The 21,160-nt window shown below is 67.1% G+C and carries 19 protein-coding genes and 1 tRNA gene; 12 read left to right on the forward strand and 8 right to left on the reverse strand.

The window, feature by feature from the left end; translation table 11 throughout:
• Positions 1 to 48: 48 nt before the first annotated feature.
• Entirely contained in the window at positions 49 to 996 is a 948-nt protein-coding gene (locus NFL01S_RS19345) for a Ppx/GppA phosphatase family protein (RefSeq protein ID WP_062977254.1), read from the forward strand.
• A gap of 202 nt (positions 997 to 1,198) precedes the next feature.
• Here the strand turns inward: NFL01S_RS19345 and NFL01S_RS19350 are convergent, their stop codons facing one another.
• The gene (locus tag NFL01S_RS19350) at positions 1,199 to 1,861 is read right to left on the reverse strand and encodes a PhzF family phenazine biosynthesis protein (RefSeq protein ID WP_062977556.1); all 663 of its coding nucleotides are present in this window, start codon (positions 1,859 to 1,861) and stop codon (positions 1,199 to 1,201) included.
• Between the two features lie 183 nt (positions 1,862 to 2,044).
• On the opposite strand from NFL01S_RS19350, the gene NFL01S_RS19355 reads away from it, so the two are divergent.
• The 4 genes from NFL01S_RS19355 (at position 2,045) to NFL01S_RS19370 (ending at position 5,716) form a co-directional block, all read left to right on the forward strand.
• Positions 2,045 to 3,505 carry a peptide MFS transporter gene (locus tag NFL01S_RS19355; RefSeq protein ID WP_062977256.1) on the forward strand — a complete coding sequence of 487 codons (1,461 nt, stop codon included), beginning with the start codon at positions 2,045 to 2,047 and terminating at the stop codon, positions 3,503 to 3,505.
• 40 nt (positions 3,506 to 3,545) lie between these two features.
• Entirely contained in the window at positions 3,546 to 5,024 is a 1,479-nt protein-coding gene (locus NFL01S_RS19360; protein WP_062977258.1) for an amino acid permease, read from the forward strand.
• Positions 5,024 to 5,584 carry a hypothetical protein gene (locus tag NFL01S_RS19365; RefSeq protein ID WP_062977260.1) on the forward strand — a complete coding sequence of 187 codons (561 nt, stop codon included), beginning with the start codon at positions 5,024 to 5,026 and terminating at the stop codon, positions 5,582 to 5,584. Before NFL01S_RS19360 ends, NFL01S_RS19365 begins: the two co-directional genes overlap by 1 nt.
• 58 nt (positions 5,585 to 5,642) lie before the next feature.
• Positions 5,643 to 5,716, forward strand: a tRNA-Leu gene (locus NFL01S_RS19370).
• Positions 5,717 to 5,779: 63 nt separating this feature from the next.
• On the opposite strand, the gene NFL01S_RS19375 is transcribed toward NFL01S_RS19370, so the two are convergent.
• Positions 5,780 to 6,439 (reverse strand): TetR/AcrR family transcriptional regulator, encoded by a 660-nt coding sequence (locus NFL01S_RS19375; RefSeq protein ID WP_063915993.1) that lies wholly within the window; start codon positions 6,437 to 6,439, stop codon positions 5,780 to 5,782.
• Between the two features lie 90 nt (positions 6,440 to 6,529).
• Between NFL01S_RS19375 and NFL01S_RS19380 the strand changes: the two genes are divergently transcribed.
• Entirely contained in the window at positions 6,530 to 6,985 is a 456-nt protein-coding gene (locus NFL01S_RS19380) for a nuclear transport factor 2 family protein (protein ID WP_062977262.1), read from the forward strand.
• Positions 6,982 to 7,827, forward strand: a complete 846-nt coding sequence (locus NFL01S_RS19385) for an NAD(P)H-binding protein (protein ID WP_062977264.1) — start codon at positions 6,982 to 6,984, stop codon at positions 7,825 to 7,827. The genes NFL01S_RS19380 and NFL01S_RS19385 overlap by 4 nt, the downstream gene beginning before the upstream one ends.
• Positions 7,828 to 7,895: 68 nt before the next feature.
• Here NFL01S_RS19385 and NFL01S_RS19390 read toward each other — a convergent pair whose 3' ends face one another.
• Positions 7,896 to 8,717, reverse strand: a complete 822-nt coding sequence (locus NFL01S_RS19390; protein ID WP_062977266.1) for an SDR family NAD(P)-dependent oxidoreductase — start codon at positions 8,715 to 8,717, stop codon at positions 7,896 to 7,898.
• Between the two features lie 227 nt (positions 8,718 to 8,944).
• On the opposite strand from NFL01S_RS19390, the gene NFL01S_RS19395 reads away from it, so the two are divergent.
• Positions 8,945 to 9,871, forward strand: coding sequence for a D-isomer specific 2-hydroxyacid dehydrogenase family protein (locus tag NFL01S_RS19395; RefSeq protein WP_062977268.1), 927 nt, complete (start codon positions 8,945 to 8,947; stop codon positions 9,869 to 9,871).
• Between the two features lie 193 nt (positions 9,872 to 10,064).
• Here the strand turns inward: NFL01S_RS19395 and NFL01S_RS19400 are convergent, their stop codons facing one another.
• On the reverse strand, positions 10,065 to 10,253 hold the full coding sequence (locus tag NFL01S_RS19400; RefSeq protein WP_062977270.1) for a hypothetical protein: 189 nt from the start codon (positions 10,251 to 10,253) through the stop codon (positions 10,065 to 10,067).
• Between the two features lie 200 nt (positions 10,254 to 10,453).
• Complete coding sequence (locus NFL01S_RS19405; RefSeq protein WP_062977273.1) at positions 10,454 to 10,789, reverse strand: hypothetical protein; 336 nt, start codon at positions 10,787 to 10,789, stop codon at positions 10,454 to 10,456.
• 158 nt (positions 10,790 to 10,947) lie between these two features.
• Here NFL01S_RS19405 and NFL01S_RS19410 point away from each other — a divergent pair, with 158 nt between their 5' ends.
• Positions 10,948 to 12,129, forward strand: a complete 1,182-nt coding sequence (locus NFL01S_RS19410; protein WP_084492915.1) for a helix-turn-helix domain-containing protein — start codon at positions 10,948 to 10,950, stop codon at positions 12,127 to 12,129.
• Positions 12,130 to 12,176: 47 nt separating this feature from the next.
• On the opposite strand, the gene NFL01S_RS19415 is transcribed toward NFL01S_RS19410, so the two are convergent.
• A complete protein-coding gene (locus NFL01S_RS19415) occupies positions 12,177 to 14,450 on the reverse strand; it encodes a hypothetical protein (RefSeq protein ID WP_245670788.1) in 2,274 nt (757 codons plus the stop codon).
• 288 nt (positions 14,451 to 14,738) lie between these two features.
• Here NFL01S_RS19415 and NFL01S_RS19420 point away from each other — a divergent pair, with 288 nt between their 5' ends.
• Positions 14,739 to 15,287, forward strand: coding sequence for a DUF6069 family protein (locus tag NFL01S_RS19420; RefSeq protein WP_084492917.1), 549 nt, complete (start codon positions 14,739 to 14,741; stop codon positions 15,285 to 15,287).
• 1 nt (position 15,288) lies between these two features.
• On the opposite strand, the gene NFL01S_RS19425 is transcribed toward NFL01S_RS19420, so the two are convergent.
• Positions 15,289 to 16,320 carry an NADP-dependent oxidoreductase gene (locus NFL01S_RS19425; protein WP_062977275.1) on the reverse strand — a complete coding sequence of 344 codons (1,032 nt, stop codon included), beginning with the start codon at positions 16,318 to 16,320 and terminating at the stop codon, positions 15,289 to 15,291.
• Between the two features lie 174 nt (positions 16,321 to 16,494).
• On the opposite strand from NFL01S_RS19425, the gene NFL01S_RS19430 reads away from it, so the two are divergent.
• On the forward strand, positions 16,495 to 17,517 hold the full coding sequence (locus tag NFL01S_RS19430; protein WP_063915994.1) for a sulfite exporter TauE/SafE family protein: 1,023 nt from the start codon (positions 16,495 to 16,497) through the stop codon (positions 17,515 to 17,517).
• A 281-nt stretch (positions 17,518 to 17,798) separates the two neighbouring features.
• Here NFL01S_RS19430 and NFL01S_RS19435 read toward each other — a convergent pair whose 3' ends face one another.
• Complete coding sequence (locus tag NFL01S_RS19435; RefSeq protein WP_247606128.1) at positions 17,799 to 19,286, reverse strand: MFS transporter; 1,488 nt, start codon at positions 19,284 to 19,286, stop codon at positions 17,799 to 17,801.
• A 280-nt stretch (positions 19,287 to 19,566) separates the two neighbouring features.
• Here NFL01S_RS19435 and NFL01S_RS19440 point away from each other — a divergent pair, with 280 nt between their 5' ends.
• A complete protein-coding gene (locus NFL01S_RS19440; RefSeq protein ID WP_062977563.1) occupies positions 19,567 to 20,823 on the forward strand; it encodes a serine hydrolase in 1,257 nt (418 codons plus the stop codon).
• Positions 20,824 to 21,160: the final 337 nt, after the last annotated feature.

Raw genomic sequence — 21,160 nt, forward strand, 5'->3', positions numbered from 1 at the left:
ACACCCCGGCCGCCGCGGACCGCATGTATCAGCTTGGAAGGAGTTGCTGTGACCGACAGGGTGGCCGCCGTGGATTGCGGCACCAATTCGATCCGGCTGCTGATCGCCGATATCGGCGCCGCCGGCAGCCTGACCGATGTGCATCGCGAGATGCGGATAGTGCGGCTCGGCAAGGGCGTGGACGCGACCGGCCGGCTCGACCCGGCGGCGATCGAACGCACCCGGGTGGCGCTGGCCGACTATGCGACCCTGATGGCCGAGCACGAGGTACGGCGGGTGCGGATGGTCGCCACCTCCGCGACCCGTGATGCGGCGAACCGGGACGATTTCTTCGCGATGACCCGTGCCGAACTGGGTCGCGTGGTGCCGGGCGCCGAGGCCGAGGTGATCACCGGCGACGAGGAGGCGCGGCTGTCGTTCGCGGGTGCGGTGGGCGAGCTACGACCGGAGGACGGGCCTTTTGTGGTGGTCGATCTGGGCGGCGGCTCCACCGAGCTCGTGGTGGGGGACAGTACCGGTGTGCGGGCGGCGTTCTCGGCCGATATCGGCTGTGTCCGGGTCACCGAACGGTGCCTGCACGGGAACCCGCCGACCGCCGAGCAGGTGGCCGCGGCCCGCGAATTCGCGACCGAGCGGCTCACCGAGGCGTTCACCCATGTGCCGGTGGACGGCGCGCACACCTGGGTCGGGGTGGCCGGCACCATGACCACACTTGCCGCGGTCGCCTTGGACCTGCCCGAATACGATTCCGCGAAAACGCATCTCGCGAGGATCGGGCTTCCGGAACTGAACGCGGTCTGTGACCGGCTGATCGGGATGGACCACGACCAGCGGGCAGCGCTCGGTCCCATGCATCCCGGGCGGGTGGATGTCATCGGCGGCGGTGCCGTGATCACCGAGGTACTGGCGGCCGAATTGGCCGAGCGGGCCGGTATCGGGGCACTGGTCGTCAGCGAACACGACATTCTGGACGGTATCGCGCAGTCGATCGCCTGAGCGGGCACCTGAGAACTCAGGCGTACTGGTTGTCGGCGCGGGCGAGTCGTCGGGGGAAGGTAGCGGATCGCGGCGTAGAACGGCCGCTGGGGTTTCTCCGGGCTGCCCCCAGGAGCTGCGGCGCCGCCCGGCCGAGCCTCGACCAGCCCCGCACGACGCCTGTCGTCCGTTTGTTGCCGAAAGTTGGTAACAGATCTGCCGCTCATATCGTTCGTGAGTCAAATGTCGCAATCCGCCGCACGCGCCCACCGATCTCGATCGATCCGTCGGGCTTCGGATACGTCAGGATCTGTGAGCCCCGCCCCTGTGTGATGGTCAGACCGCGGCCGAGAGTTGCTGTCAGGAGCAGCGCCGCGGCACCTGTCGCCTCGTCCTCGTCGATGCCGTCGCCACGGCCGGGGAAGGCTCGGGCGCGGACCTGGTGGGCAGCTTCGTCCTGCCATGCCCATGCGTATATCCATTCACCAGGTGGTGGTATCCCGAGGTCGTTCACCTGCTCGGCCGAGTCGTATTGTTTCAAGGTGCGGTGCGGCACCCACTCTGCGCGTGCTGCGATCCAGGTGATCTCTCCGTCGCGGCGCGCGGTGACAAGTCCTGCGGCGGTTTCGAGTTCCGATGTATCCAGCAGCCATGCCGCACCGACACAGGGATGCCCGGCGAACGGCAGCCGCACCGAGGGCGTCCAGATGTCGACTGTGGCGCGAACCGGATCGTCGACAAACACCGTCTCGCTGAACCCGAGGTCGCGCGCGATGGCGAGTCGCTCCGCGTCGGAGGCGATATCCGGACTCTGTACGACGCCGAGTTCGTTGCCGAAATCGCCTGCTGGTCCACAGAACACACTGAGTACATCGTGATCGATCACGGGCATAGTCAACCGCAACCATAGCTATGGCGTGGCTATTGCCGGTGGGGTGCGATGACGGATAGGGTGCCCGATGCAGCCAGTTCTCGAATCGCGCTGAGCGCGGGGCGCACGCGTCAGAGTGCGATATCGGTTCGGTGCGGTATGCCGCGCGGCGGGTGTGGTTCGTGGGACAGTCGGAGAATGGCGGAAGCACCCTCCACGGCGGTCCCCGGCCGGACTTTCTTCGGGCACCCGATCGGCCTGGTCAATCTGTTCGGTGTGGAGCTGTGGGAGCGGTTCTCCTTCTACGGCATGCTCACGATCCTGGGCTATTACCTGTACTACGAGACGACCGACGGCGGGCTCGGGCTCGACCAGGACGCCGCCGTAGGGCTGGTAGGCGCCTACGGCGGCCTCGTCTATCTGTGTACGGTGCTCGGCGGATGGGTGTCCGACCGGCTGATCGGGATGGAACGCACCGTCTTCTACGGCGGGGTCGTGGTGATGGCCGGGCATATCGCCCTGGCGTTGATCCCCGGATTGGCCGGGGTCGGCATCGGCCTGGTGCTCGTCGCCCTGGGCAGTGGCGCGTTGAAATCGAACGCGTCGGCGCTGCTGGGCACCCTGTACCCGAAAGGGGACGCGCGGGTCGACGGTGGGTTCACGCTGTTCTATCTGGGAATCAACCTGGGCGCCTTCGTCGGGCCGTTGCTCACCGGACTCCTGCAGGAGGAGTGGGGTTTCCACGCCGGTTTCGGGGCGGCCGCGGTCGGGATGGCGCTCGGGCTGATCCAGTACGTGGTGTTCCGGCGCAATCTCGGAACCGCCGGCCGTGACGTCCCCGATCCGCTGCCGCGCCGCGCCCTCGGCCCGCTGGTGGGGGTGTTGCTCGTCGCGATCCTGGTGATCGTGGGAGTTCTGGTGACCGGCCTGGTCACCATCGGCAATCTGCCGGATGTCACCACCGCGCTCATCGTGGTGGCCGCCCTGGTCTACTTCGCCGTGCTGCTTACTCACCGCCGGGTCACCGCGGTCGAGCGGAGCCGGGTGTGGGCGTTCGTGCCGCTGTTCGTGGCCAATGTCGTGTTCTGGGCGCTGTTCCAGCAGATCTTCACCGTGCTGGCGGTGTACTCCGACGAACGGATGAACTGGAATATTTTCGGCTGGACAGCGCCGTCGAATTGGATCGGTTCGGTGGAACCGGTGTGGATTATCGCGCTGTCGCCGCTGTTCGCGCTGTTGTGGACGAAAATGGGAGACCGGGCGCCGAGCACGCCGCGCAAATTCGCTTTCGGTGTGATGGGTATGGGGGCGGCGTTCCTGCTTTTCGTGCCGATGGCGGGGACCACCGGTAAAGCGGTGCCGGCGCTGGCGGTGCTGTTCATCATGGCGGTGTTCGCGGTCTCGGAGCTGCTGATCTCGCCCATCGGGCTGGCGGTCACCACTCAGCTGGCGCCTGAACATTTCCGCGCCCAGATGATGGCACTCTATTTTCTGTCGGTGGCGCTGGGCACCACGCTTTCGGGCGTGCTGGCCCGGTTCTACTCGGCAGATGCCGAATTCGCCTACTTCGGGATCACCGGTCTGGTGGCCATTGCGGCCGGTGTCGTGATTGCGGCGTTGTCGTCGTGGATAACCCGATATATGTCGGGAGTGCACTAGCGTTCCCGGTACTCGCGCCAGAAATGACGAGGAGACCGCCGTGACGACCCCGAAAAGTCGCAGTTCGCTGTTCCGCACCAAATCGGTGGAGCAGTCGATCCGCGACACCGACGAACCGGGCGCGAAACTCCGCAAGGAGCTCACCGCATGGGACCTTGCGATCTTCGGTGTCGCCGTGGTCATCGGCGCCGGCATCTTCACCCTCACCGCCCGTACCGCGGGCAATGTCGCCGGGCCGTCGGTATCACTGGCGTTCGTTTTTGCCGCGGTCGCGTGCGGGCTCACGGCGCTGTGTTATGCCGAGTTCGCCTCGACCGTGCCGGTGGCCGGTAGCGCGTACACGTTCTCCTACGCGACCTTCGGCGAGCTCGCCGCCTGGATCATCGGCTGGGATCTGCTGCTGGAGTTCGCGCTCGCCGCCGCTGTGGTCGCCAAGGGGTGGTCGCAGTATCTCGGTCAGGTGTTCGATCAGGGTGCCGCGGTCGTCGATATCGGCGGGGTGACCTTCGATTGGGGCGCGGTACTGCTGATCGCGGTCTTGACCACACTGCTCGCGCTCGGCACCAAATTGTCCTCGCGTGTCTCGGCGGTGGCCGTGGCGATCAAGATCGGGGTCATCCTGCTGGTGATCATCGTCGGCCTGACCTTCTTCGACTCCGCCAACCTGACTCCCTTCATCCCGGAATCGGTGCCCGTCGAGGAAGCTTCCGGGCTGACCCAGTCGCTGTTCTCCTGGGTGACCGGTGGCGGGAACAGCAGCTTCGGCTGGTACGGCCTGCTCGCCGCGGCGAGCCTGGTGTTCTTCGCGTTCATCGGTTTCGACGTGGTCGCGACCGCGGCCGAGGAGACGAAGAACCCGCAGCGCGACCTGCCCCGCGGGATCATCGGGTCGTTGATCATCGTGACCATCCTGTACGTGGCCGTGACGGTGGTGCTGACCGGGATGGTGCCCTACACGGAGCTCTCCGGCGACAACGCCACCCTGGCCACTGCCTTCGAAGTACACGGAGTCACCTGGGCCCACCGGATCATCGCCATCGGCGCGCTGGCCGGTCTGACGACTGTCGTCATGGTGTTGCTACTCGGCCAGACCCGGGTACTGTTCGCCATGTCCCGGGACGGGCTCACCCCACGCTGGTTCGCCAAAACCGGTACACGCGGTACTCCGGTGCGGATCACGGTGACCGTCGGTATCGTCTGTTCGATCCTGGCCGGTTTCGTGGACTTCGGCACGCTCGAGGAAATGGTCAATATCGGCACCCTCTTCGCGTTCCTGCTGGTCGCCATCGGCGTAGTGGTCCTGCGCCGCACCCGTCCCGACCTGCCGCGCGGTTTCCGGGTTCCGTTCGTGCCGTGGGTGCCGATACTGGCGGTGCTGGCCTGCCTGTGGCTGATGGTGAATCTCTCCGTGGAAACCTGGCTGCGTTTCGCAGTCTGGATGCTGCTCGGTTTGGTGATGTACTTCGCATACGGCCGACGGCATTCGCTGCTCGGCAGGTCCGCTTCCGAACAGGGGTGATGGCGATGCGTCTACCGTGGCGGTGGTTCCGGCGCCGGGACGAACCGAACGTCTACGAGCCACAGCGAACCGATGCCTCGGGTACCGAGCTGGTGGTGGAATGGATCGATGCGGTCACCACCGGTCTGGCCACGGCCCCGCCGGGGCCGCCGGAAGCGGCTCCGGCCCGGGTCTGTGACGGTATGTTCACGGCCGCCACGATCGTCGCGGTACTCATCGACAAGATCGCCGACCGTACCGAGTACCGGGTGGCGAACAACCGCTGTATGGCTTCGGCGGTGGATTTCATGAAGGTGCTCGGCGAGGACACGCTGCGCCGCTACCGTATCGACGGGGTGCAGCCGGTGGGCTGGGAGAACCTGGGTCCGGAGATGGACGAGGCACTGATCGCCCGCCGGCTGGGCCGGTTGGGTGAGGCGCTGCAACTGGCCTTACTAGCGGTGACAACAGATTACGATCTGTCCGACGAGGTTCGCGAGGCAGCGGAGGAATCGGGTTTGCTGGCGGCGGACGTATTGGTCGAGGCCTGTCAAGCGATTCAGACAGATCCCACCATGTGACTCACTTGCGCCGGGTATTCCGGTACGGGTGTACGAGTCGGTAGTGTGTGGTCCGCACGCCCCCATAGCCCAATTGGCAGAGGCAGCGGACTTAAAATCCGCACAGTGTGGGTTCGAGTCCCACTGGGGGCACGGCTACGCCGCAGGTGGGGCGCCATGCCCGGGGTCGCTGGCCGAGTGATCCGCAGCGGCCTTTCATGAGATACCAGGGGTGCCGGTGTGGCGCGTGCGGGTCGGGTCGCCGTCGGGAAGATTCCGGGGGCGGGCGGCGAGGGCGCGCAGGATGTGGTCGGCGAGTTGTTCGAGGTAGCCGGGTTCGGCGGGGGCACGCCGAATGATCAGCCGCCAGTAGATGGGGGCGGCGGCGAGATCGAGGGCCAATTCCAGATCGAGGTCGGGGGGGAGTTCGCCACGGTCGACGGCGCGGTGGAATGTCGCCGCGCCCAGTGCGCGCCGGGGGGAGCAGAGCGAATCGGTGACCGGGGCGAGGTCCGGGTTGCGTATGGCCTCGGCGGTGAGGTCGGTCAGCAGGGTGGCGAAGCGGGGATCGGACAGCCAGTCCTGTACTGCGCGCAGGGTTTCCAGTAGATCGCCGCGTAGTGAGCCGGTATCGGGGGGTTCGGCCGACGGCAGGCTGATCTTCGACAGGACGGCCGTCACCATCTCCTGTTTCGACGGCCACCGGCGATACAGCGCGCTCTTGCTCACCCCGGCGTCCTTGGCGACCGCCTCCATCGCCAGCCGGCTGTAGCCCTGGGCGGCGAGTTCGCGTAGTACCGCATCCTCGATTGCCGAGGTGATCCGGTGTTGCAGGACGGCGGCACCGGTGGGGGTTCTTCCGGGTCGTTCGGGCATGCGACGAGTTTACGGCTGGACGGTACCGTCTCGTCCTTCTATAGTTTGGACGGGACGGTACCGTATCGTCCGTTTTTGAGAGGTGAGTTCATGACCGAGCCATCCCGCACCGCCGAAGATCTCTACGCCGAGTCCCTACGGCTGCTGCTGGCGAAAGATATGTCCGGTTATGCCGGACTATGGGCAGTCGACGGGGTGATGGAGTTCCCGTTCGCCGGCCCCGGATACCCGGCACGCCTCGAGGGCCGCGGCGCCATCACGGACTATCTCCGTGGCTACCCGGACCTGTTGGACATCCAGGAGGTCACGCCGCACACCTTGCACCGGTCGACCGACCCGGGGACCGTCGTAGCGGAGTTCGACGCCGCCGGCCGGGTCGTCGCCACCGGCCGGCCGTATCGGATGCGGTACGTCGCGGTCCTCACCGCGTATGACGGCGAGATCACGTCCTACCGCGACTATTGGAGCCCACTGGCCGCCGCTGAGTTCATGGGTGGAATCGACGAGCTCACCAGCGCTTTTGCTGGCGGGAGTTCGAACCGATGAGTGAATCGCCCTCCACATTGGTGATCGGCGGAACCGGTACGACCGGCAGCCGGGTGGTCACCCGGCTACGTGCGCACGCCGCTACCGTACGGATCGCGACCCGGTCGGCCGCCGGTGGTGGTCGGGAACTCGTTCGCTTCGACTGGAGCGAGCCGGAAACATACGCCCCCGCTGTCATGGATGTGGATCGGATCTACCTGATCGCGCCTCCCGGCATCGTCGATCCAGTGCCGCAGGTGGCGAAACTCCTGGAAATCGCGGTTCGGGCCGGGACACGGCGGGTCGTCGTGCTCAGCTCGTCCGCGTTACCGGACAGCGACTCCGGGCCCGGCGCCCTCGCCCCGCTGATCCGGACGACGGTGCCCGAATGGGCCGTGCTCCGGCCGTCCTGGTTCATGCAGAACTTTGCCGGTCAGCTCGCGTCGGGAATCCGGGAACGCGCCGAGATCGTGACAGCGACAGGTGACGGACGAATCGGTTTCGTCGATGCCGCCGATATCGCGGCGGTGGCCGCCCGGGCGCTGCTGGACCCCACGCCGCACAATGCCGATCACGTGATCACCGGTCCGGCGGCACTGAGCTACGCCGAGGCCGCCGGGATGATCTCCGCCGCTACGGGGCGGGTGCTGCGGCATCGGCAGGTGAGCACTACCGAGATGGCCGCCCGGTTCGCCGAGATGGGCCTGCCGCCGGACTATGCCGCATTCCTCGCCGGTCTCGACGACAAGATCCGGCAGGGTGCGGAAGACCGTGTCACGACCACCGTCGCCGCGGTAACGGGGAGCCCTGCACGATCCTTCGCCGAGTTCGTCGATACGCACCGCATGGCATTCGTTCCATGACCACAGCGCGCAGCGGGGCGCGGCGCGCCTACGGGCGGTTACCGCCGCCGGCGCGGTGATAACCAGGGCTACGGGGTGGACTCGGGCCGCTTCTTGTACACCCCGCGGCCCACCTGCAGGTAGGAGAGGCGGTCGGCCGCGCGGGTGCTGAAGCGCCGGACGATATCGAAGACATGGGCGTCCTTGCCGATGACGACCCGGCCCCTCCCTTTCATCGTCGCATCGACCATCCGGCGCGCGACGTTCTCGGGTTTCGCCGCGAACCCCTCGGCCAGTTTCTCCGGCGCGCCCATCTGCTGGGAGACCTGCCGTACGAGATCGGTCCACACCGTCCCGGGCAGCACCGTGGTGACGGTGACCTTCGAGCTGCCGCGCAGATCCTGCGCCAACCCGTAGCTGAACAGCGCGAGCGCGGCCTTCGAAGCGCCGTACACCGCGGAGCCCGGGAACGGCGCGATCGCGGACAGGCTCGAAGTGTTCATGATGACCCCCGCCGGACGCGTCTCGAGGTGCGGGAGGAAGGCGCGCGACATCCACACCGCTCCGAAGAAGTTCACGCGCATCAACGTTTCGATCCGGTCGTCGCTGATATCGGCGAGGGTCTGCAAGTTCTGCGGGATTCCCGCGATATTGAACAGGCCGTCCACCCGCCCGTGTGCGGTGATCACGGTTTCCGGGAACGCGGCCACGGCGTCGCGGTCGGCGATATCGAGCCGATAGGCGGTGAAGCGGCCGGGATCGGCGGCCAGTGCCGCGGTGCGGGCCAGGGCCTGCTCGTCCAGGTCGGCGCCTGCCACGGTGGCGCCGCGGCTGATCAGCTCGAGCGCTACACATCGCCCGATACCGTTTCCGGCTCCGGTGACGACGAAAATATTTCCCGCGACCTGCATGCTCGACTCCCGATTTCTTGACTGGACAGCTGTCTGAACGTATCAAGCCGGTCGGAGTCCGTGAGCACCGTAACCGGTGAGTGGACGGGCGGGCCCGTAGCGCATGATCGTTGCCACGGACCGGTGGTCTCGGGCAAGGTCGAAGCGGCATTCTCGACAGCGCCACGAAACGGACCGGCCGCTGTGGTGACCGCCTGCCGCCGTACCCCCGACCCGGAAAGCGAACCGTGCCGAATACCGCAGCACCCCGAATCCATCTCGGCCCCGGCCACCAGACCACGCTCGCCGACGGGATCGCCCGCGGCGGGGGCGTTCTCGCCTCGCTCGCCGACGCCGAAGCGGTCGTCTGGGCGCAGGGGCCGGACACGTTTCCGGAGCGGCTGCCGGATACCGTCCGCTGGGTGCAGCTGCCCTCCGCCGGAATCGAGCCGTGGCTCGCGGCGGGACTCGTCGACGACCGGCGCACCTGGACCTCGGCAGCCGGGGCATACGCCGGCAATGTCGCCGAGCACGCGGTACTGCTACTGCTCGCAGGCGTGCGCGGGCTCACCGAACAGGTACGCGCGGTGTCGTGGCGCAAAGCGGAATTCGATCCACGCGTCGGGACCTTGCAGGGCGCGACCGTCGCGATCGTCGGCTGCGGAGGTATCGGCCGCGCTATGATCCCGCTGCTCACCGCGTTCGGCGCCGAAGTGCTGGCGGTGACCCGCTCGGGGACTCCGGTACCCGGCGCCGCCGAAACCCTGCCCGCCACCCGGACGGACGAAGTATGGTCACGCGCAGATCATTTCGTGATCGCAGCCCCGGCCACCGCGGAGACGGCGCAGCTCGTGGACGCGGACACCCTGGCCCGGATGAAACCGACCGCGTGGGTCGTCAATATCGCCCGGGGCACGCTGATCGATACCGGCGCACTGGTGGACGCCCTGCGCGACCACACGATCGGCGGCGCCGCACTGGACGTCACCGATCCGGAACCGCTGCCCACCGGCCATCCCCTGTGGACCCTGCCCAATGCGCTGATCACACCGCATATCGCCAACCCGGCCACCGGGCTCCCCAGGACGCTGGCCGAGCATGTGGCGGCCAATGTCGAACGGTTCGCGGCGGGTCAACCGTTGCTGGCCGTGATCGACCCGGTGCGGGGTTACTGACGATCCCGAGCTCGGCCCGTGAACGCCCGTTATCCGCCCGTGGTCACCACGCCGCCGATACCGCAGGTTCGGCCGGTGCGGCGACGAGTTCGACCGTTACTCCCGGCCGCACGTGTGCGCCGAAGACCGCCGTGATCGCATCGGTGACGCCCGTGCGGCCGGGCCACGATGTGCCCGGCTCCGGGAACAGCATTCAACGCTTGCGGGCCCGCGCCTGCCTGGTGAGTTCGGTGATGCGGTCGGGGCGGTGAGAATTGTTCAGCTCGGCCACCAGCTCGTCGGGGCACAACTCGTACACGTCGCCCCACCAACGGCAAGCCTTGTTGTCCCATACGCGGTATCCGCCCGGCACGCCGCGTGCCACATACCGTCGTCGAGCCATGCCGGGATTCTAACGGCGCACCACAACCCCTGGAATCACTCATCCAGTGTTCGCAGAACCGCTGGATCGTGACAGGTCGCTGCTGCGGTGCGCATCGAGACGCATGGGCCACGTTCAATCGCGCCGATCCGGCAGTGTGACCGCCAGGACGAAAGCCGCAACTCCCAGGAGTGCCAGGACGACCAGCGCCGGACTCCAGATCACCGCAGCTCCCGGGCAGGCGTCGACCCGAACGGGTAGCGGTGGGTGCTCGTGATCAGGTCGGCCGCCTGGGCCACCACCCACCACGGAGTGTCCGGGTCCAGCATGTGGAGATGCGGAATCACCACAGCGTCCGCGATATGTTCGAGCGTGTGCTGGACCGCGATGAGCGCCGAGAGCACGGCGGGTGCGTCCGTGCGGACCGTATGGACGATGGTCGCGTGATGTCTGTCCAGCAGTGCCTCGAGCACGGCCGGGTCGTGCTCGCTGTGCAGTAGAACTACCGCTCGTATACGCATGGCCGCGGAATCGGCACCGACTGTGTCCGTCTTCATGATTCCCCTCTGTATTCGGATTCCCGCATCCGCGCCGGTCGGTGAAGAAGCACATGTCGGCGGCGGGCGGAGAAAGCATCCGTGGAATGTGCGACGAGGGTTTGCCAGCCAGGCAAAACAGCAGTGTCGACGGCCTGGAGCTGGGTTACGCTGGGGACATGGCCTCGGACGACGGTATGGGGCAGTCGCTCCGCCGGATACGGCATGCACGAGGGAAATCGCTCGCGGTCGTGGCAGGTTTGGCCGGAATCTCCACGTCATATCTTTCACGGCTGGAGTCGGGTGAGCGTGCGCTGGATCGACGATCATTGATCATCGCCCTGGCGCGTGCGCTCGAGGTGGCTCCCAGCGAGATCACCCGGAGTGGCGTAGGTCTGAGCGGCGACCTGGATGAAGATCGGTCACTGGGCGATGTGCGTCTGTCGATGCTGCAGGCAAGTATCGGCGAGCCCGGTGGAGAAGTCGTCTCCTCGTCGGTTCTGAAAATTCGGGCGAATTCGGTGCTGGATGCGCAACGCCGCTGTGACTACTCAATGGTCGGGTCCGAGCTGCCCGGCCTGATACGGGATCTGCATACTTCGCTTGCCGCCGGTAGGGACGATGAGGCGCTGTTGAAACTCGCGGTGCTTACCCATGTGCAGGGCACGCAAGCATGGTTGTCCGCCATCGGCGCGGCGCCCGATCTCGCATGGCAAGCGTCGCTGCTGGCCCGCCGGGCTGCCGAGCGGTTGGATGACCCCTTGTTCGGTGCGGTGAGTGCCTTCGGAACCAGTTTCGGTCTACTGTCGGCCGGCGGGTTCGAGCCCGCGCGGCGGTTGCTGTCGGCGGCCGAACCCGGAACCGCGACAAACGAAGCGATGCAGGTGTCCGGGATGCTCGCTTTGACCCACGCTCTGGTGGCCGCGGCCAAGGTCGACGCGGGTTCGCGGCGAGCGGCTCTCGATCAAGCAGCCGATTTGGCCGCGCACACCGGCGATGCCAATGCGATGTGGTTCGGATTCGGCCCTTCGAACGTCGGCATCTGGCGGATGTCGGTGGCGCTCGAAGCGGGGGACCATCACGAGGCTGCCGCAATCGCCGAAACAGTCGACCCCCGCGCACTCGCCGCGACGAGGCAAGCGGCGTACTACCGGGAATACGGACGCGCACTTGCGCGCTTACCGAAGCGACAGACCGAAGCGGTGCTGATGCTGCGCCGTGCCGAGAAGATCTCGCCCGCCCGAATCCATCGGCATCCGTTCATGCGCGCCGTACTCACGGAACTTCTTGCGCGAGCGAAGAAGGAAGCGGTTGGGCGTGAGTTGCGCGGTATGGCATACCGGTCGGGTCTATCGCTGTAACGGTTTCGTGGTGTTGAGACTGTTTCGGTCAGCGCGCGGAATCGGCTTCAGGCGAGGCTCGGTGCGTATTTCTCCGAGGCATGGTCGGTGCGGTCCGTTGTGGAGGGTGGTTCGGATTTCGGGTCCTCGGGTTCGTGCCGGGGTCGTGGGCGGTTGCGGATGTAGAGCAGTTGCAGCACACCGATACCGATCAGCCCGAGTACGAAAGTGGCCAGCCCCAGGTACATGCCAGGCGGTCGCCAGGTGATCATGAGTTCGGCGTTCTCGGTGCCGGGCGGTATCTGCACCGAGACGAATATGTCGTCCAGCGCCTCGTAGTCGTGTTCGCGGCCGTCGAGCTCGGCTCGATATCCCGGCCAGGCAAGGCGCGCGAACGTCACCCGGCCGCCGTGTTCCGAGGTGACCCGCACAGTGCTCGTGTTCTCGGTCTCCGACACCGATACCGCCTCGACGCCGGCGGTGTGGGCGATCCGGCCGTTGTCCGTGGAGATCGGCCCGGTGTCGCGTTCCAGCACCCAGATCCATTTGTCGTTCGGCGGATAATCGACCCAGTGCCAGCCCGGCGGCGGGGGAGTGTCGCGGGCGTCCGGGTAGACCAGGCGCATCAGGGTGACGCGGTCGACCTTCATGAGGTCGACCAGCGGTACGCCCGTGACCGGTTCCGGCGCGAAGATCTTGTCGAAGGCTTCCGGGCAGGTGCTGCCCTCCCAGCGCATGCAGGTCCGCTGGGAGAACGCGTCGTGGCCGATGGGCGTGTAGCCGTTCACGTAGTCGAGTCCGAGGTCGGCGGCGTACAAGCCGACGACCAGAGAACTGTAGACACCGGTGAGGTCCTTGGCGTCGCCCGGGAAGATCCCACTGTTGCCCAATTGCAGAGTGGTGCCGTCGAAGTCGGGAAACAGCGCCTGCGCTTCGGAGCGGCTTTCCGGCAGGTTCCACGACATCGGGTGTGGATACGTGCTGTCGACCTGGTAATAGGCGATCGGGGCGATGCTGGCGAGTAACGCCGCACAGGCCGCGGTCCGGCCCCGTTTCGCGTACAGCAGCAGGATCAGAACGCCCAAGACTGCCACGGCAGCGGCCGCCCCGATATGGGTCCAGATGCGGTTGCTCGGCGCCGACGACACCGAGCGCGCCAGCAGCACCAGCACCAGGCCGCCCGCTATTCCGCACCGCAGTCGCCAATTCGTCAGGGCTCCATGGCGACTCAGCAGTATGCAGCACAGGATGAGGAGCGCCAGTGCGAGCATCGGCAGCACCCGCGCCGGCCACCGGAGCGGGCCGAAGGCGGCCGGCCCGGCGGTCCACATCAGCGCGAAACCGGCGAAGATCACCGCCGCGGCGGACGCCCGGAATGTCTGTGCGGTGGCCTTCCAATCGATGAACGCCAGCGCCGGGATGAGGAACCAGGCGATGTAGACCATCGGCATGGGCTGGATCAGCCCGAACCAGGAGTTGAACGACGGCAGTGTGCTCGGCAGGCTCGCATTCAGCGATTCCGACCAGGGCACGGTCATGAAACCGTCGTTGTTGATCATATCGTCGGCGGTCCGCCAGGTGACGTCCGCCGAGAGGATTCCCGGCAGATAGGTCATGAGACCGGCCGCCCCGGCGCATCCGGCGGCCAGCAGCACCCGCACCGCCGGCCACGGTGTGCGCTGATACACCCATTCCCCGGCGGCGACGGCCACGATCATGAGCGCGGATTCGATACCGGGCCAGACGTATCCGACCGTGATCGCGAAAAACAGGAACACGAACACCGGAACGGGTCCGCTGCGACCGCGCGCATAACGCACCCCGGACGCCCACGCGTGAGTGAGCCATGCCGTGCCGGCGAGACCGAGCACCCAGCTGGCCTGATCCAGGAACAGCAGCCATCCCGAGAAGCAGAACGCGACACCCGCCACCGCCGCCCATGCCGGGTGCGCCCGGTACTCCCTGCACACCCGGAACACACCGAGCGCCAGGATGATCGAATAGGCGAGCTTGACCAGGGTGGCCAGGACGGCGAGATTGTCGAACGACGGCGCCAGGAACGCGATCAGCAGCTGCGGCGGATTGAACACACTGGCCTGGCCTTCGACCAGGTAGTTGCCCGCCATCCACTCCTCCGGCGCGACGCCCGGAAACTTCCCCTCACGCAGGTGGCGTCCGATATCCAGCCACAGGGGCACGTATTGCGCCTCGGTGTCGTCGGTATAGAAGTGCCGGGGGTTGGCGAGCAGTACCGCGGCATATCCGGCGACCACTCCGAGAGCGGTCACGGCGGCCCAGAGATAGGTCGTCTTTAGTCCAGCACGCAAACCGAAGTCAGGCACGGTTCAGTGACATTACAGTCCATGCGCGCAGCGGCCGAAAGTGGTGTAGATCTCACCGATCGTCGAGGCGCTATTGCGTATCCCGTATACCGCTGACACAAGGCCGGACAGCGACGCGGCCGCCGGTGTCCGAGCCGTTCGGCGGCAGCGGCGACCGATGCGAGCTCAGCTGTTCTACTGCGGCGAAGGAGCGGTCAGCTGTCCGTCCGCTGCGCACGGAGGACACCGCGGCGACATGCCTGCCCGATTCGGGTGGGACAGCGGGCCAGGGAGGGGTACTTTCTGCCTATGACGGATCCGTCGTACAACTATGGACGCCCGGACCCCTACCGGCAGGGGCACCAGCAGCAGCCGGGGTACCCACAGCAACCGGGGTATCCGGATCCCGGTTATCCGGACCAGCCGGAGGAGCCGAGAATCAACCTCGGACGGTTGTGGGCGGGCGGTCTCGGTACCGCGGTCGTGGTCGCGCTGGTGATCGTGGTGGCCATCATGCTGGTGCGCGGCATCCTGAACATCGCGGTTCTCTCGCCGGAAGGCGCGGGTGCGTACGGCACGGTGTCGACCACGTCCTACGCGATCGCCGGCGCCGCCGCCGCGATCGCCGCCACGGGCCTGCTGAACCTGCTGCTGGCGTTGATGCCGAATCCGCTCCAGTTCTTCTACTGGATCACCGGCCTGGTTACGGCATTGGCGGTCCTGTTGCCGTTCACCTTGGTGGCCGGGCTGGATGCCAAGATCGCCACGGCGGCGATCAACCTGATCGCGGGCCTGTGCATCATCACGCTGCTGGGGTCGATCGGGGCGGGCGCAGTCGACCGGCGTCAGCAGTACTGAGTCAGGGCTGTTCCGTCGGCCGCACCCGGACCAGCTGTTTGCCGAGGTTCGCCCCGTCGAACAGTCGTTGCAGGGCGGCCGGGGCGTTCTCCAGGCCGTCGACGATATCTTCGGTCCAGCGCAGTTCGCCCGCGGCAACCCACCCGGCCAGCCGGGCCAGTGCCGCCGGGAAGGTCTCGGGATGGTCGAAGAAGAGGAAGCCCTCCATACGAGCGCGGCGGAATGCCAGCTGCATGTAGTTGGCGGGGCCTGTTCCGTAGCCGTCTGCCGTATAGCCGGAGGAAATGGAGCCGCACAGGGCGATCCGGGCGTGCAGGGCCAGATTGTCGAGTGCCTGTTCCAGCGCAACGCCGCCGATATTGTCGAATACCGCGGTGAGGCCGTCGGGCGCGAAATCGCGTAGTCCGGCCGCGACATCATCGGTGCGATAGTTCAGGCAGGCGTCGAATCGGGCGGTTTCGCGTACCCAGCCGGTTTTCCGGTCCGACCCGGCGGTACCGATCACTCTCGCGCCGGCCAGCCGGGCGATCTGCCCGGCGAACGACCCGACACTGCCGGCTGCTCCGGTGACCAGCACGGTATCGGCCTTCGTGACCCGCAGCACCTCGTTCACCCCGATGTAGGCGGTCAGCCCGCTGACCCCGAAAACCGTCAGCATATGGCGGGGGTCTATACCCGGCGGTACCGGATTCACGCCGAAAAGCCCGCTGGTGCGGGCGAGGGCGTACTCCTGCCAGCCGAGTTCGCCGTAGACCCACTGCCCCTCCGGTAGGCCGGGGTCGCGGGATTCGATTACGCGACCCACTCCGCTGCCGCGCATCACGGCACCGATATCCAGGGGCCGGGTGTAGGTAGGTCCGGGGTTGAGCCAAGTGCGCTGGGTCGCGTCTATGCCGAGCCAGAACACCTCGATCAGTGCCTCACCGTCGGCCGGAACCGGCCGGGGGACGGTCTGTGTGGCGAAGGTGGTGGCGGTGATTCCGGCGACGGGCCGATCCCGGAGGATTATCCGGCGGCAGGTTGGTGCGGGCACCGGCCAGTCTTACCAGGAGTGGGAGAGCTCGCCGAACGATTATTCCGGACAGACCCTGTGAACTGCGGATATGTCGTGTCGGAGGGGTTGTATTCACGGTGATTGCAACCGGTGCCACGGTGGTGCGAGCGCCGTAACCTCGGATCTCCGGTCCAGGTTCGGGAGCACACCGTCATGATCAAGTTACTTGTTTTCACCCTTGTGGGTATCGGCGCGCAGATCGTCGACGGCACGCTCGGGATGGCCTTCGGCGTCACCGCGACGACGCTGCTCGTGCTCAGCGGTACGGGTGCCGCGCACGCGAGCGCTGCGGTGCATTTCGCGGAGGTTGCGACCACGCTGGCGTCGGGTATCTCGCACTGGCGGTTCGGCAATGTCGACTGGAAGATGGTGCTGCGCCTGGGCGTCCCCGGCGGCGTCGGCGCCTTCCTCGGCGCGACCGTCCTCTCCCGGATCTCCACCGAGGCCGCCGAACCGGTGACCGCGGGAATCCTGCTCGCTATCGGCGTCTTCCTGGTCGTGCGGTTCTCGTCCCGGCCGCCACTGGAACTCGCTGCCTCGGAGAAGGCCGCGCATTCCACGAAGTTCCTGACCCCGCTCGGCTTGTTCGGCGGTTTCATCGATGCCAGCGGCGGTGGCGGCTGGGGTCCGGTCACCACCAGTACGCTGCTGACCACCGGGCGCGCCGCGCCCCGCCGGGTGATCGGTACGGTCAGCGCCTCCGAGTTCATCGTTTCGGCGTCGGCCAGTGTGGGATTCCTGCTCGGTCTCGGCTCGGAATTCTTCGACAACCTGCTGATCATCGCCGGCCTGGCGCTGGGTGGTGTGCTGGCCGCGCCGCTCGCGGCGTGGCTGGTGAGCCGGGTGGCTCCGGCGGTGCTGGGGACCGGCGTCGGCGGTGTGCTGGTGCTGACGAACGTGCGCACCCTGTTCAAGACCTTCGAGATCGAGGGCGCGCCGCGCACGATCGCCTACGTGGTGATCGTGGTGGTGGCGATCACGCTCACCGGTTACGCGTGGCAGAAGTCCCGCGCGTCTCGAGCCACGGAGACGACCGCGGACCCCGCGGCAGGCGAAACCGGCCGGGTGAGCGGCGACGTGGACCACGCAAGCGGTGGTACCGAGACGACGCAGACCGCGTCCCGATCGCAAGGAAACGAAGACAGCCCCGAATCGGCGGAGGTGCCGGTGAGGTAGGTCTCTGCGAGACACCATCTGGTGGGTACGGCGTCCGCGTCCGGGTAGATGATCCGGAAGCGGACGCCGAACTCTATTTGGTTTCGTACCGGTCTACGGGGGAGTTGGTGCCTACGACCCGGTCGTGCGCGAGGTCGCCGGCGACCGCGACCAACCGGGCGTCGCGGACGAGCAGGGTCGTCATGACAGGAAAGCCTGCAGCAGGTCGATCGGCGGATCGGTGGGTGCGGTTCGGTGGTACCGGAAATGTGCCCGGCCAGGACCCCTGGCCGGGCACCGATTCATTGATTCGTCAGTACTTCTTCGTCGGTGACCTGGGCGACGGTCTTTCGGACTCGGCCGGGTGCCCACGCGCCCAGCACGAACGCCATCACCACGGTCAGGATCCCGAGGGCAAGCGAGGCCTGCTGGGCGCCGTGGACGAAGGCTTGCTTGGCGAAATCCGCGAGCGGTGCCGCGACCGGCCCGGCCTGCTCGGTGACTTCCAGGGCCGCGGCAAGTGAATCGCCGACCGGCTCGCGTGCCTGTTCGGGCAGGCTGGGCAGAGCCGGCGCGATCCGGTCGGAGTAGCCGACGGCCAGGATGCTGCCGGAGACCGCGATCCCGATGGCCGCACCGACCTCCCGGGAGGCATCGTTGACCGCCGACGCGACCCCGTGCTTCTCCGGCGGCGTGCCGTTGATGATGGCGGCGGTCGCGGGTGCGGTGCACAGGCCGAGTCCGGTGCTGAGGATCAGCAGCGGCCACAGGACATCGATATAGCTGCTGTCCACGGTGGTGCGGGAGACCAGGATGAGCGCGATGCCGACGCACAGCAGTCCGATGAATGTCGGCAGTCGCAGCCCGAAACGTTCGGCAAGCCGGGGCGCGAAGATCGAGATGCCGATGAGCGGTGCGATCATCGGCGCCATCGCCAGCGCCGACATGAGCGGTGAATAACCGAAGATCAACTGCATGTATTGGACGAACAGCAGGAAGTAGCCGAACGCCACCAGGAACTGGACCCCGACGCTCACCGCCCCGCTGCCGAAACCGCGGTCGGCGAACAGCCGGACATCCAGCAGCGGATGCGGAACCCGCAACTCGACCGTCGCGAATCCCACCGCGGCAAGGATCCCGGCGCCGAACAGCCCGAGAACCACGGGATCGGACCAGCCGCGCACCGGTGCCTCGATCGCGCCGACCACGACCGCTCCGACGGCTACCGAAGAGGTGATCCCGCCCCAGAAATCCAGCGGCGGACGGAGTTCGTCGACCGATTCGGGCACTGTGCACCCGGCGATCGCCAGGACGGCGCCGGCGAGGGTCATCGCGAGAAAGATCGCCTGCCACGACCACACCTGCAGCAGCAGGCCGGAGCCGAGAATGCCGATGACGGCGCCGCCACTGACCACACCGGCCCACAGCCCCACCGCGACCCCGCGCTTCTCGGCGGGAAAACCACCGGTCAGCAGCGACAGCGTGGACGGCATGACCAGCGCCGCGCCGATCCCGGCGACCGCTCGGGAGGCGATGATCCAGTTCGGCGCGTCCAGGAACAGCGGTATCGCGGAGGCGATCGCGAAGATGACCAGCCCGGCCACCATCATGATCCGGCGGCCGTACCGGTCACCGAGTGCGCCGGAGAAAAGGACCAGACAGGCCAGCGCGAGGGTGTAGCCGTCGACCACCCAGGTGAGCTGCTGCTGGCTCGCGCCGGTATCGGCAGCGATCTCCGGCAGGGCGGTATACAACGCGGCCATCGCGGCGATCACCAGTGCGACGGCCATGGAGGATAGTGTCAGCAGCCAGATGTGTGCCCGGGACAGGCGCGTATTCGCGGACGTCATGGTCACCTCTCGACGGCAGTAAACAAGCAGTTGCTTTCTTTCATGATCAGAGCACAGATACCGGTAACCACCTTCGGTGATCTCCGTCACGATAGTGTTCGAGCCGGTCGCCGTGCCGTCCGCGGTTGCCGGGGCGGAGGGCGCGAGCGAGCCCGGCAGCGCGCGCGACTGCACGTATTCGTCCGCTCCCGGCGCGGCCCGCGTGGCTACCCTGGGGCGGGTGAAGGCAGATTCCGCGCTCCTGGTTCCGGTCGCCGCTCAGTTGGACGACATCACCTGTATCGGCGCGGAAGCCGACCCTGCCGACGCGGGTCTGGCGGCGGCGGAGATCGCCTCGATCTGGGAATCGGTACGTGACTGGTACCGGCTGGGCGGCACGCCGGCGATCCAGGTATGCCTGCGCCGCAACGGAAAGGTCGTGCTGAACCGGGCGATCGGCCACGGGTGGGGTAACGCGCCGGGCGACGGCCCGGACGCGGAGCGTATTCCGGTCACCACCGAATCGCCGTTCTGCGGTTTCTCCACTGCGAAGGGGGTTTCCGCGGCGGTGATGTTCCTGCTCATCGAGCAGGGGGCGTTCGGCTACGACGACCCCGTCAGCGATTACATCCCCGAATTCGGAGCGAACGGTAAGGCGGCGATCACCATCGGCCAAGTGCTCGCCCATACCGCCGGGGTGCCGTTCGTGACACCGCCCTTCCGCGGCCACGAAATGACCTTCGACGAAGAGCTCGCCCTTCGTGGGCTGGCCGCGCTGAAACCCAGTTATCCACCGGGCCGGTTCCGCGTCTACCACGCCCTCACCAGCGGTTTGATCCAGCGGTTGCTGGTTCAGCGGGCGACCGGTAAACGGATCCGGGACCATCTGGCCGAACGGATACTGGATCCGCTGGGATTCCGCTGGACGAACCTGGGCGTGCGGCCCGACGACGTGGACGCGGTGGTGCCGAGCGTGAAGACCGGCCCGCCGCCGTCGCGGCTCGCCGCGTTCGTGGCGGGTAAGGCGCTCGGCGGAGGATTCGCGAAGGACGCGGTGAACCGGGAATCCAATCAAGCTTTTCTCACTGCGGAACTGCCCTCGGGAAATCTCGTGACCACCGCCGCCGAACTCGCGCGTTTCTACGAGATCCTGGCGCGGGGCGGTGAACTCGACGGGGTCCGGGTCATGCGCCCGGACACCGTGCGTGAGATGGTGCGGCCCGCGCCGCGGGTGCCCGGTGTGGCCGGGCGGGTGAGCCGGGGTGGATACGAATTGGGCGGGCGCCGTTCGAAATTCGGCGCTGATACCACCGCGCATTTCGGGCGCAGCGGCTTCACCACCCAGTACGGCTGGGCCGACCCGGAGCGCGGCCTCGCCGGCGGAATCCTGACCAGCGGTAAATCGTCGATCGACGGAAACCGGCCGTGGCAGCTGGTAGCGCAGATCTCCGCCGCCTGCCCGCCGTTGTCGCCGGCTCAGCGAGTTTTCGACCTCTGAACCCGCAGCGCCGGCCACCTCGGCAGATGCCGGCGCGCCGGCCGGTTCCGCTGGTGCGGGAAGGTTGCGGTCGCCGTCGAGCCGGTTCGGAGGTCCGCCGCGGCCCCGCAGCGGGAAAGTTGAGATACGCACCGCGGCCGGCCGGCGAGCCGCCGGTTCGGGCCGTCCGGCGGGTAGGTGCCGCGCTCGGGCAGTGACCGAACGCAAACCCGGTGTGGTTGGGGCGACGGTATCGGCACCGCTGCTTTTCTGGGCGCGCGCACCTCGGACCCCGCGGTGTCACGGCCGGATACTGCTTATCGTGGCGGTGCTGCCCGGGCACCGAGAACGTCTCGGG

Source organism: Nocardia flavorosea NBRC 108225, assembly GCF_001613385.1.
Lineage (GTDB): Bacteria > Actinomycetota > Actinomycetes > Mycobacteriales > Mycobacteriaceae > Nocardia > Nocardia flavorosea.